Source organism: Antrihabitans stalactiti (genome assembly GCF_012932915.1).
GTDB classification, from domain to species: Bacteria; Actinomycetota; Actinomycetes; order Mycobacteriales; family Mycobacteriaceae; genus Antrihabitans; species Antrihabitans stalactiti.
This window is the reverse complement of record NZ_VCQU01000001.1, coordinates 675,549-687,966: the sequence shown is the minus strand read 5'-3', so window position 1 is coordinate 687,966 and position 12,418 is coordinate 675,549. Positions and strand designations below refer to the sequence as shown.

The 12,418-nt window shown below is 65.1% G+C and carries 10 protein-coding genes; 4 read left to right on the top strand and 6 right to left on the bottom strand.

Features of this window, described 5'->3' with window-relative positions; all coding sequences use genetic code 11:
* Positions 1-68 precede the first annotated feature (68 nt).
* Genes FGL95_RS03415 through FGL95_RS03395 form a run of 5 tightly spaced genes read right to left on the bottom strand, consistent with a single transcriptional unit; the run spans position 69 to position 8,484 of the window.
* Positions 69-788, bottom strand: a complete 720-nt coding sequence (locus FGL95_RS03415; RefSeq protein WP_240962646.1) for a TetR/AcrR family transcriptional regulator — start codon at positions 786-788, stop codon at positions 69-71.
* Between the two features lie 35 nt (positions 789-823).
* A complete protein-coding gene (locus tag FGL95_RS03410) occupies positions 824-2,368 on the bottom strand; it encodes an FAD-dependent monooxygenase (RefSeq protein ID WP_169584770.1) in 1,545 nt (514 codons plus the stop codon).
* The gene (locus FGL95_RS03405) at positions 2,355-4,043 is read right to left on the bottom strand and encodes an AMP-binding protein (protein WP_169584768.1); all 1,689 of its coding nucleotides are present in this window, start codon (positions 4,041-4,043) and stop codon (positions 2,355-2,357) included. Before FGL95_RS03405 ends, FGL95_RS03410 begins: the two co-directional genes overlap by 14 nt.
* A 15-nt stretch (positions 4,044-4,058) precedes the next feature.
* On the bottom strand, positions 4,059-6,371 hold the full coding sequence (locus FGL95_RS03400) for a hydantoinase B/oxoprolinase family protein (RefSeq protein WP_169584766.1): 2,313 nt from the start codon (positions 6,369-6,371) through the stop codon (positions 4,059-4,061).
* A gap of 10 nt (positions 6,372-6,381) precedes the next feature.
* The gene (locus FGL95_RS03395; protein WP_169584765.1) at positions 6,382-8,484 is read right to left on the bottom strand and encodes a hydantoinase/oxoprolinase family protein; all 2,103 of its coding nucleotides are present in this window, start codon (positions 8,482-8,484) and stop codon (positions 6,382-6,384) included.
* 171 nt (positions 8,485-8,655) lie between these two features.
* Between FGL95_RS03395 and FGL95_RS03390 the strand changes: the two genes are divergently transcribed.
* Genes FGL95_RS03390 through FGL95_RS03375 form a run of 4 tightly spaced genes read left to right on the top strand, consistent with a single transcriptional unit; the run spans position 8,656 to position 11,532 of the window.
* Entirely contained in the window at positions 8,656-9,411 is a 756-nt protein-coding gene (locus FGL95_RS03390; RefSeq protein WP_169584763.1) for a maleate cis-trans isomerase family protein, read from the top strand.
* Between the two features lie 14 nt (positions 9,412-9,425).
* Entirely contained in the window at positions 9,426-10,040 is a 615-nt protein-coding gene (locus FGL95_RS03385) for a VOC family protein (protein WP_206071401.1), read from the top strand.
* Positions 10,037-10,282, top strand: coding sequence for a hypothetical protein (locus tag FGL95_RS03380; RefSeq protein ID WP_169584760.1), 246 nt, complete (start codon positions 10,037-10,039; stop codon positions 10,280-10,282). Before FGL95_RS03385 ends, FGL95_RS03380 begins: the two co-directional genes overlap by 4 nt.
* On the top strand, positions 10,279-11,532 hold the full coding sequence (locus FGL95_RS03375) for an alpha/beta hydrolase (RefSeq protein WP_169584758.1): 1,254 nt from the start codon (positions 10,279-10,281) through the stop codon (positions 11,530-11,532). The genes FGL95_RS03380 and FGL95_RS03375 overlap by 4 nt, the downstream gene beginning before the upstream one ends.
* 63 nt (positions 11,533-11,595) lie before the next feature.
* On the opposite strand, the gene FGL95_RS03370 is transcribed toward FGL95_RS03375, so the two are convergent.
* Positions 11,596-12,363, bottom strand: a complete 768-nt coding sequence (locus tag FGL95_RS03370; RefSeq protein ID WP_169584756.1) for an alpha/beta hydrolase family protein — start codon at positions 12,361-12,363, stop codon at positions 11,596-11,598.
* Positions 12,364-12,418: the final 55 nt, after the last annotated feature.

Below are 12,418 nucleotides of genomic sequence, written 5' to 3'. Positions count from 1 at the left end.
ACTGTGTGCGATTTTTACCCCGGGGAGGGTGAGACGCGCGCACAGTCGCCGAAGGCGCGCAAACTGTGTCAGTCGCGCCCGGTCTCGCCGAGCTGCTGTTCGAGGTAGTCGAGATTCTGACGAAGCAGGCTGATCGCGCGGGCCGGTCCATCGACGAACTTCGCGGTGTCGCCAGGCTGGAGCACCGACTGGATTGCCATGTCTGCCAGTTGGTTCGCGACCGACTTCGCGTGTGCCTCGGACTCGGGTTGATACCACCAGGCCATCCAGTTCAGCATGCCGATGATGCCGAGCGACGCGACCCGGGGATCGACGGGACGAAACAGTCCAGCGTCGATGCCCGCGCGGATGACGGCGATGAACTCTTTGAGGACCCGTCGGCGGCTCTGATCGTAGGTCTTCGAAAGATGTTCGGGTAGTTCTGCTTCCGAACGAATGATCAGTCTGAAGCGATCGGGAGCGGCGGCCTGCAGGAGTGCGATCGCCTCGGCCATGGCATGCAGCTTGTCGATCGGTCCGAGATCGGTGCGCTTGTTGATCGACGCCAGAATCACCGCCGGTTCTTCCGTGATCTCGGTGACGAGTCTTGCCAGCACCTCATCCTTGTTGGCGACGTAGTGATAGAGCGCGGGGCGAGTGAGCCCCATGGCGTCGGCAATGTCCTGCAGGCTGGTGCCCGCGAAACCCTTCTCGGCGAATAACGCGGTGGCGTGCGCCATGATCTGCTTCTCGACGAGGTCGCGACGGGTACTGCTCGACGCGCGTTCGGGCGCTGACTCTGCGGGCATGGCGGAAGGATATCGGCCCGCACGGGCGGCACGAGTCATGCCGACCCTCGTTCACAAAAAGCAACGAGGTGGGTCCGTCCACTCGCAAGTCCGGCAGCGAGGTCGCCGACGTGGTCGCGCGGTCCCTCCACGACGATGAGTGCGTCGGTCTGCCAGCTCAACCGTTCGGCGACGTCGAGCCTCGTGAGCAGCGCGGACCGGTCCGGTGACCCGGTGAGCCACAACGTTTTCGCCGCTGGGGGATTGTCGACCACCTTGTCCGCATCCGCACCCCATGCGGAGTCCAGATCCACCTGGACAACCGCCGTGGTCGCCGCCGTTGCGAGGGTGTCGTCGGCGATCCGAGTGCTCAAGGTGACGCCGTCGCGCGTGAGCGGGCGACCGAGTACCCAGTCGGTGAGGTCGGTGTCGGGGACGTCGTCATAACCGACACCGGCGTACGCCGCGAGTCCTTCGCGAGCAAGGCGCGGCGCCGAGTGGGCGTAGCGACCGATATCGACCTTTCCCGCTCGCGTCATGTAGGCCAGCATCAGTTGCTCGACCGGGAGATCCAGCCGATATGGGAACGACTCCCACCACAGCTCGCTGCGGTGGGCTATCTGCTGCAGGTGCGTCACCGCAGGTCGACGTCGCGCCTCGTAGGTGGCGAGCGCCGTTGCCAAATCAGCGGATTCGTCGATGGCGACGTCGAGTGCAATCGCGTCCTCCATCGCGAGTTTTGTCCCGGAGCCGATCGAATAGTGCGCGGTGTGCGCGGCATCGCCCAGCAGTACGACATTTCCGCGGTGCCAGGCGTCGCACCTCACTGTCCGGAATTGCGTCCACCGCGTGCGGTTGCCGACCAAGCTGTGCCCGTGCAGCGGTCCTTCGAACGCCTTCTCGAGGTAGCGCAGTGCTGCCTCGTCGTTCTCGGTGGGCGCGGTCCGGTCGGTGGTTTGATCGAATCCTGCTTTACGCCAGGTTGTTTCGTCCGTCTCGATCAAGAAGGTGCTGCGATCCGGCGCGTACGGGTACGCGTGGGCGACGAACGTTCCGTGCTCGGTCGTCGCGGGAACGAAAATCGCACTGGGCAAGGCGAATTCGGTCCCACACCAGAGATACAGCCCAGCGCCGGTCTCGACTGTGACGCCGAGATCGTCGGCGAGCGCGTTCCGGGTCGCACTACTGACCCCGTCGGCGGCGACGACGAGATCTGCTGTCAGACCTGCGATATCGCGTCGGGTGCCGAACTCCAACCGCACGCCTGCGTCCTGGGCTTGCGCTTGGAGCACAGCAAGTAACTGGGTCCGAGCGATGGCGAGCAGGTTCCGCTGCGCGAGCCGGGCGACCTGGTCGCCGACCTGCATGGACATGTCGTGTGGGTAGGCGACGTCGACGATCGCGGCTAGCGACGCAGGGTCGGCGTCGTGCAGGTTGCGCTGTGTGCGCGAAGCCAATCCGACCCCGAAACCAAAGGTCTTGTCGGGGTTTCCCTGTTCGTGGACAACCACGTCGGCGTCGGGATGACGCAACTTGAGCAGTCGTGCGACGTACAGCCCCCCTGGGCCGCCGCCGAGGACCGCGACGCTATCGAGTCGCATAGTGTTCACTTTCGCTTGCGGAACGTTCGGCATCGAGCTTCGCGGCGACTTCCGCACGCAAGCGCTTTTTGTCGACTTTGCCGACGTTGCTGCGTGGCAGGGCGTCGACCCATTCGATTCGTTCCGGCCATTTGAATTTCGCGACGCCGAGTTCGGCGAGATGGTGCTGGACGGCGTCGAGGCCCAGCGGTACGCCTGTCGCCGAAACGATGTAGGCGCAGGTCTTTTCGCCCAAACGTGGATCGGGCATGGCGACCACTGCCACATCGGTGACGCCGGCAATTTCGGCGAGGAGCAGCTCGACTTCCTCGGCGTTGATCTTTTCGCCGCCGCGGTTGATGAGGTCTTTGATCCTGCCTTCGATGGACACGTAACGCTTGCCGTCGATCACGGTGATCTTCGCCAGATCGCCGGTGCGGTAGAAGCCGTCCGAGGTGAACGCGGTCCGATTATGTTCGGGCGCATCGAAATACCCGACGATCGTGTACGGACCTCGACAGCACAGCTCGCCGACCGTGTCGTCACCGACTTCGGTTTCGCTGCCCGGTTCGAGGATCCGGATTTCGTCCTGGGCGCAGATCGGAGTCCCGACGGTCGCACGACGTGCCGCGGCCGGCGCGTCCAGCGGCGTTGCAAGGAACATCCCCTCCGACATTCCGAACAACTGCCCTGCCCATACACCGCCGGTCTGCACGCGGTCGAAGAGTTCGGCGTCGACCTTCGCGCCCGACAGCACGACCTGCCGCAGGTGCGGCCGCGTTGCGTCGAACGCGGGAAACCGGACCGCTTGATAGTGGCCGTGCCCGAGCAGCACAGCGGTCGCTTTGGCAGTTGCCATGAGTTGGAACGCATTCCGTGCGTCGGCCGTGGCGAGTACCAGACAGGCACCGACGGAATGGGCCGCATGGACTCCGCACGTGATCCCGGCGTTGTGGATGATCGGAATCAAGTGCGCAACACGGGTGTGCTCGTCCCACCCCAGCCTCTTCGCGTAGAACTCGGCGTTGTTCCAGTACTCGGCATGGAGGCGGGGAATCACTTTGGGGACGCCCGTCGTGCCACCGGAGAGCTGAAACGCGACGACGTCTTCGGGATCGGTGTCGCGCTCGATCTGCTCGACCAACTCCCTTGCAGCGGAGGGAGATACGTCGGCGCCGAGTGTGTCGAATCGGGTGACCGCATCGGTGTCGCCGACGGCGATGATGTGTCGGATCGTCGGGTGACCCACGGCGTGCTCGAGAGCGAAATCGACGAGGTCGAAGGGCAGTCCGGCCTCCACGATGTGCCCGACAGCGCCGAGTTTGGTGCTGATGTAACCGATTTCGTGGCGGCGGTGGGCGGCCAGCGTGGCGACCGGAATCAGTCCGGCCTTGATCGCGCCGTACCAAGCGAGCACGGTCTCCAGCCGATTGGTCAGTTGAAAGATCACCGGGTCTTTGGGACGCAGCCCTAGCGCTGCCAAACCGGCAGCGATCTGGTCGGTGCGCCGGTCCAGTTCCGCGTACGTGATCGTCGCGTCCGCCGTGATGACGGCGAGGCGATCTGGAAACCGGACGGCGACGCCGTGGAGCCGCCGTCCGGTGGTCTCGGTGCTCCAGGCTCCGCTGGTGCGGTAGGCGTGTGCGCGTTCAGCTGGGTAGCGCACGAGGCGCCCGCGCCAGTCGGAGACTGTCACTTCCATTCCTTGTCGTCAGCTCGCCGGCGCCGCGGGGAGCAACCGGGCGAGGTCGAGGGCATGGTCGGGATGATCGGCAGGGACGATGCTGGAGTAGAAGGCGGTCCAGCAGCCCGGGCACGACAGCTGGCGGAATACCACCGGAGCGTCGACGTACTCGGTCGGATCGGACGTCACCTGCGGACCTGCGAGGCTCGACGGACCTTCGAACCGTGCGAGGTGCAATTCGGTGTCGTTCTTGTCGTCGCCCAGCAGTCGGCCGCAGTGTGCGCACGCGATGACGTGGGTATCGCCGATGGTCAGCTCGGCGAGGTTGTCGTCGAGGCGCCTGGCGGACGTCAGATCCATTGTCGGGGCGTCAGCCTCGTAGCCGGACGAGCGGTCCCTGCGTTCGTCACGCATCGAGGTCCGCAGCCGGGTGGTGGCGTCGTCGTCGCCCAGAACCACGCCGTAGACCGACTCGGCCGCACCGGCTGTGACTTTGCCCTCGCGGACGTCGACCGCCACGGCCTCCGGATCGCGCAGTAACGGATCGCCGTAGCCGCCACCGCCTTGCCAATGCATGTACAGCACTTCGCCTGGGGCGATGTAACTTTCGGCGTAGCAGGCGCCGAGCTCGCTGTGACCGTCCAGCTCGGCGAGGCTGCCGGGAATCGTGCCGTTCGCGAACTGTTCGTTGACGCCACTACCGCGGGCCAGAATGTCGACGCCGGTGTTGCCGGGGTAGCCGCCGGACAGTCCGTTGTTCTGCGCCACGGCCTTTCCGGCCGAGGCGAGGACAAGTCCCATCGGCAGGCTGGTGCCGTAGGGCGTGATCGCGATGGACGCGCTGACGCCGCCGCGCTGCCTGCCCGGACCGCCGGAGTCGGGTTCCTCGCGCCGCCACAGCGTGAGCACGGGATAGAGGAACTCGGTCATTTCGGTGTCGGGAACGCGGCCCATCGGGATACAGAACAAGCCGCCCGTATCCATGCCGTCGGCGGCCGGACGCGCGCCGTAGCCGCCTGCCATCGGTTCCATCAAGATGTTCAGGAACGGTACTGGCTGTTCGGGACGTTCGTCGAGACCGGCGATGACGGCCGTGTCCCAGGTTCCGCAACACGCGGCTTGGACGCTGCGGCCCAGGTCGACGGACCGGTCCAGCATCTGCGAGAGGCACTCGGCGATAAGGGTTCCCGTCAGCCACGCGGGACCGATCGGTCCGCGGCTGACGGCGGCCGGATAGGTGGCGTTGTTGATCGTGCCTTCCTCGGAGATGAGGTCGAAGCAGCGCATCAATCCGCCCGCGGACCAAGGGATGTCGCCGGCCAGGATCGGCAGCAGCGCGAGCATCACACCGCCGCGCATGCCTGCGTAGGTGCAGTTGATGACGCCGACCTGCTTGTCGGTCCCGGTGAAGTCGAAGACGAGATGGTCGTCGCGCTTGGTCATGGCAACGGTGATCTTGTGCAGTCCGCGGTCACCGGTGTGCGACTGGTCTTGGTAGCCGGTCGCTTTCCACGTGCCGTTGGGCAAGCTGGTGAGCTTGCCGCGCAGGCGCCCTTCGGCGTCCGACATCATGCGCTTCATTACCGCTTTCACGGTGTCGGCGCCGTACTGCTCGATGACGGCGTGGATGCGGTTCCGGCCCACAGTGTTTGCGCCGATCTTGGCGCGCAGGTCCAGCCCGACGAGCATCGGTACTCGTGAACGGCGCACCCAGGCGTCGGCGACATCGGACTGTAAGACGTTGTCGCGTACCACTTTGATGGGTGGTGTCGGAAGTGATTCGGAGAAGACGTCTTGGGCCGCGGGGGAGAAGGAGCCCAGGCCGACGCCGCCGAGGTCGGGTTCGTGGCAGATCGCGCTCGTCCACGCAAAGAGCTTGCCCTCGTGGAAGATCGGCTGGTAGACGATCACGTCGCTCTGGTGCAGACCGCCACCGACCCACGGGTCGTTGCACAAGAACATGTCGCCCTCGGCGATGCCGGGGTTGGTCGCACGATGTTGCAGCGTCCAGTAGATCGCGAGGTCGACAGCACCGACGAGCATGGTGTTGTACAGCCCGACCTGGACTTCCTGACCGACCTCGTCGCTGATGGCGAAGTCGAAGTCGTTAGCGTCGGTCACGATCGGTGAGCCGGACATGCGCTTGAGCGCCTCGCCCATTTCTTCGGTGACCGACCAGAGCCGGTGCCGCACAACCTCGTACGTGAGGGGGTCGATGTTGTCGATCTGTTCCTGCGTGACGGTGTGCACCGGAAGTGACGGCGGCAGCGACCGTGTCAGCACGTCCGGGTCGACGGGTCGGCTCGAGAAGATTTCCGAGCCGGGGATGGCCATGGTCATTACTGTGCTCCTACTTGGCGACGATGTTGAGGTTGCCGAGACGGTCGACGGTGCCGGTGGTGTCGTGTGGGACGACGACTGTCGTGGTGGGAACCTCGACGATGGCCGGACCTGCGAGGACGTGCCCGGCGCGCAGCAAGCTGTAGTCGTAGACGTCGGTGTCGACATACCCGCGTTTGCCGTCGAGGCAGACCTTGCGGCTGCCGATCCGCGCCGACCGAGCGTCGGGGGAATCGGCCGATTTCAGGTCGGGAAGTGCGGGGGAGAAGGGCAACACGCCGGTGGCGCGGACGCGGAACGTGATCGCCTGAATCCCGGCTTCCCGGAAACCGCTTCCGGCGCCGTACAACTCGGCGTAACGCTCTTCGAACAGATCGGATGCCAGCGCGATGGCGCCGGAGTCCAACGTGCCACCCGGAATGGGCGTCGCCACCTCGGCGAGTTGCATGGCGAAACGCATGTCGATTTCGCGTTCGATCTCGACGCTCGAGTAGTTCAGGCCCTGCCGGTCGAGCTGTTCGCGGACCTGGGACTCGAGCCGGTCGAAGTTGCGCTCCGCGCGGAGCGGGTCCATGGGCATGGGTGCCGGGTCCGACATCTCCGCTGCGAGAACGATGTTCGACGCTGCCAGCCCGTACGCGGAGAACGCGGAGGCGACCTGGCCGAGCGGGACGATCACCTCGCGGACACCGACTTCTGCGGCGTACGCGGCACAGTGCGCTGGGCCCGCACCGCCGAATGCGTAGAGCACGAATTCGCGCGGATCGTGCCCAGCCTCGACGACGGTCTTGCGGAGGAGGTCGCCGGTTTGCGCGTTCTGGACGGCGTAGATCGCCGCCGCGGCATCCTCGACCGAAAGGTCCAGCGGCTCGGCAATTTTGGTACGGATCGCCTCGCGAGCGAGCGCCTTGTCCAGCGGCTTGCGGCCACCGAGCAGGCCGCGTTCGGGCAGGATGCCCAAGACCAGGTTCGCATCGGCGTTGGTCGGTTCGACGCCACCTTGGCCGTAACAGGCAGGACCGGGGACAGCTTGCGCGCTGTGCGGACCGACCTGCAGGTTGCCGCCTGCGTCGAGCCATGCGATTGCGCCACCGCCGGACCCGATGGCGTGCACCTTCAGGGTCGGGACGTTGATCGGGTGATGGTTGATGATCGTGCTGCTGGCCCGGACCGGTTCGCCGTCGACGACGAGTCCGACGAGGAAGGTCGTGCCGCCGACGTCGGTGGCGATGATGTTCTTGTGGCCGAGTTGCTTGCCCAGTGACACCGCGCCGACGACGCCGCCGGTGAGAACCGAGCCGACTGTGCTGATGGCGTTGCGCGGCGCCTCGGCCGCGGCGACGGCGCCACCGTTGCTCTGCATGACCAGCAGTGGCCCAGCGAGCTTGCGGTCACGGAGCTTCGATTCGAGGTTGCCGAGATAGTCGCGCAGACCCGGTCCGATCTGCGTGCTCATGATTGTTGTTGCGTTACGGGCGAACTCGCGGATCCGCGGGCTGACCTCGCTGGACAACGACACGAAGACGGTCGGATCGATCTCGTGGACCAGCTCGCGGATGCGCTGCTCGTGAGCGGGATTGCGGAACGACCAGAGCAGCGACACTGCGATCGCTCGGAGGCCGTCGGCAAGGAGGGTTTTGATGGCGTCGCGTGCCGCATCCTCGTCCAGCGCAACGACGACCTTGCCGTCGCGGTCGAGGCGTTCGGTGATCTCGAGCGCGTGCTTCTTCGGCACAAGCCCGTGGGACTTGGCCTGCCCCAGCACATTCTGCAGCTCAGCGGGCGAGCGTCCGAGGTATCGGCCTTCGACGTTCATGATGTAGATCGAGTCTCGATGCCCCTTGGTCGTGAGGAACCCGACCGGCGGAACGTTGCCTGTAACGAGCGCGTTCAGCGATGACGTCGTGCCGTGCGCGATGTGATGCGTCTTGGCGAGCATCTCCTCGATTGGCATACCCAGCTGCGCTGCAAGGGCATCGAGAACGTCGAGCACTCCTTGCGAATAGTCCGGCGGTGTCGACGGGGCCTTCGCCGCGAAGATCGTTCCGGCATCGTCGTCGAGTACTGCATCGGTGAACGTGCCACCGACGTCCACACCGATCACATATCCCATGGCCGTGATTCTCCTCAAGGTTTGCTGCTTACGTATGCGTCAAGTATTTGACGCCAGTGAAGACATGTCAATAGGCAATGTGAACAGGGTCACCGGAGCTCTCGATCCTTGACTTACTTTCGTTAACGTCGAATAATTGTCGTAGACGTAAACAACTGGAAGGGGTGCCGGATGGGCATACATCGCATCGGCCTCGTCGTGCCGAGTTCGAACGTCACCGTCGAGACCGAGCTGCCTGCTCTGCTGTCTCGCCATGGCGTGTCACAGTTCTCGTTCCACTCGACCCGGATGCGGATGCACACGGTGTCTCCGGAGCAACTCGCCGCGATGAACGCACAGCGGGAGCGTTGCGTCATGGAGATCGCGGATGCGGCGCCGGAAGTGATCCTTTATGCGTGCCTGGTGGCGCTGATGGTCGGTGGACCCGGTGAGCACCAACGGGTCGAAAGCGCTGTGGCCGAGCAATTGGCGGCAGGCGGCTCACCTGCACTGATCAGGTCCAGCGCGGGCGCGCTCGTCGAAGGGCTGCATGCGCTCGACGCGAAGCGGATCGCACTCGTGACGCCCTACTTGCGTCCGCTCGCCGAGAAGGTCGTCGAATACCTCGAGGCCGAGGGCTTCACGGTGGTCGACTGGCGAGCGCTGGAAGTCGCCGACAACGCCGAGGTCGGCTGCATCCCCGGCGATCGAGTCCTGGCCGCTGCACGGTCACTGAACTTGGACGGCGTTGACGCCCTTGTGATTTCGGCATGCGTACAGATGCCGTCGCTGGATCTCATCGATGCCGCCGAGCAGGAATTCGGTATTCCGGTCCTGTCTGCCGCCACCGCGGGTGCCTACAGCTTGTTGCGCAGCCTCGGCCTGCCCGTTGCGATTCCGGACGCAGGCGGTCTGCTTCGCGCCGATCTCGCGACCGTTCCCGCATAGAAGGGGTGCACACGATGAAGCATCTGGTCCGTGGTGTCGACCACGCCGCATTTCCCACATTCGACCCGGCGGCGACCGTCAAGTTCTATCGCGACGTGCTGGGTTTCCCTGTCGTGCATTCGATTTGCGCGGCAGGGTGGGGTCCGGACAAGCATCCGGACTTCATCCACTTCTTCTTCGACATCGGCAACGACGACCGGCTCGCGTTCTTCTACTACTTCGGCCTCGAACCGTTCGACGGCGGACCCCAGGGCGACGTCTACGCGAAATTCGACGAGCACATCCCGATCTGGTTCATCCGGTCTCGCCACCTCGCGATTCACGTCGACAACGAGGCCGACCTGCTCGAGTACCGGCGTCGGCTCGACGGCAGCCAGTGGCCGGTGGAAATGCAGATCCAGCACGAGACAATCGAATCCATCTACACGCACGACCCCAACGGCTACATGATCGAGATCACCCGCGCGTTGCGGCCGGTCACGCCGCAAGAAGACCTCGACGCGAATCTGACCATCGACGCGCTCGTCGACGTCGTTAGCGGACCAAACCCGAGCATGGCGGCGCTGCTGACCCGCAAGGCGGAACTGATCGTCGAGCGTGCTGCTGCATGGGAGTTGACCAGCCGATGACCACCCTGTTCATCCTCGATGTCCCAGAGAACACTCCCGTTGTCGACGTGGCGAGCCGCGACGGTGCGGTCACGATCGACCGCATCGGTCCGTACTTTCGGATCGCGTCCGACACCGCCATCGCAATAGATCGCCGGGCAACCGGATGCCGCCACGCGGTTTGGTACAGCTGCGTGGCAGGCCTGGAGCAGTCGCGAATCACTCAGTGGGACAAGGACGCAATGCGGATCGAGCCACGATGACTCGGACCGTGCAGATCAAGACCCAGCAACGGCTGGGCGCGGGCCGCTACATCGAGGCCGCGCAGGCGCCGGCCAACACGGTCACGGCGGTGCACGAACTGACCACTCACGACGGCGCGAAGGTGTCGGGCGTCCTGCGCGTGGTTCCGCACGCCACCACGGTCGTCACGTTGATGCACCCGCGGCAGGACCTGACCCACCACGTTCTGGTCCCTGAATTGCTTGCTCGCGGCTTCGCGGTGTGGACGCAAGGCACCCGGTCGGTGAACAACGACGTGGCGCTCGTGCACGAGCAGGCGCTGCTGGATGCTGCTGCTGGGCAACGGTTTCTGCGTGACCGCAGGTTCGCCAACGTCGTCACCCTCGGGCACTCCGGTGGCGGAACGTTGTTCGCGTTCTACCACGAACAAGCCGGCCTGCCGCCTTCCGAGCGCGTCGCCGCAACTCCAGCCGGTCGCCCGGTGGACCTCGCAGGCGCCGACCTGCCGCTGCCCGACGGCGCCATCTTCATGGCACCGCATCCGGGCCAAGGGGCGCTGCTCATGCGGCTGATCGACCCGTCGGTGATCGACGAAACCGATCCGCTCGCCGTAGACCCCGAGCTGAACCCCTTTTCCGCCGAGAACGGCTTCGCCGAACCACCCGGCAGTTCGACCTACTCGCCCGAGTTCGTCGACAAATACCGTGCGGCCCAACGGGACCGGATAGCTCGCCTCGATGCGGTCGCTCTCGAGCGCGTCGCGGAAGCCGACACGGCACGTCGGCGCTTCAAGGCCACCGGCGACCCAGCCGACCGCCGTGCGGCTCTCGCTCCAAGGGTGCTGACCGTCTACCGCACCGACGCCGATCTCAGGTTCACCGACTTGTCGCTGAGCCCGAACGACCGACCATATGGGTCCCTGTTCGGCCGGCGCCCGGACCTGACCAATTACGGTCTCGTCGGCTTCGCGCGCTTCTCGACTCCCGACGCGTGGTTGTCTACGTGGTCCGGACTGTCCACGAACGCCGACTTCGTCCGCTGCGCTCCACACGTCACGGTGCCCACGCTGTTCGTCGAATTGTCCGGTGATCAAGCATGTTTCCCCGAGGACGCTTCCGCGATGACCGACGCTCTGGGAGCCGACGACAAGACCTTCGCCCGGCTACCGGGAACGCATTTCGGCGGACCGCTTCGTTCAGGCGAACCGAGCGGGGCGAGTCTGGCCGCCGCCGACATCGGCGCGTGGCTGCACGACCACTTCGGCGACTAACCCCCTCGTGAGTCTTTTTGGAGTCCAGGGACTCCAAAAAGACTCACGAGGGTGGGGGTCGGCTCACGCGCGGTTCGAGCCGAGATAGGCATCGGCCCACGCGCCGATGATGCGGCCTGCCCGCTGCGCTTGACCGGGGCGGGTGAGGAAGTGTTCGGAGCCTTCGAGCGAGACGAAGCTACGCGGGTGGCGTGCGGTCTGGAAGATCGCGCTTGCGTTCGCGATGCCGACCGTGTTGTCGGTCGGGGAGTGCAGGATCAGCAAGGGCAGTTTCAGACCCCGGATCTTCTCCTCCAGTCGCGCGTTGCGGACGTCTTCGACGAATGCCTTTTTGAGCGTGAGCTTCCGTCCGCCGACCAGCCATTCGGCGCTGCCTTCGGCAAGAACTCGGTCGACGACGGCGTCGTACTGCTTCTCGGCATGCGACGGGTCGACCGGTGCGCAGACGGTGACGACCGCGCGCACGCCGGGTGATTGGCGTGCCGCGGCGATCACTGCCGCGCCGCCGAACGAGTGGCCGATGAGGATGTCGGCAGGCGTACCGCGCTCGGCCATGAATTCGCAGGCCCGGACCACGTCGTCGACTTTGACTGTGAACGAACCGTCGCCCCAGTCACCCTCGGAATCGGCGAGGCCGAGAGCATCGAAGCGCAGCATCCCGATTCCGTCGGCGGCCAACTGCTTACAGATGCGCGCCGATGCGGGGGAGTCCTTGCCGAGCGTGAATCCGTGCGAGAACACACCCCAACCACGGATCTCGCCTGTCGGGCGATCGATGATTCCCGCAAGTCGCGGTCCGGTGGAGCTTTCGAACGTCACACGCTCAGCCATGTAGGAGTTTGTATCACTGTCGATAGGCGACCAACCCGCTTACCGACCGGCCTGT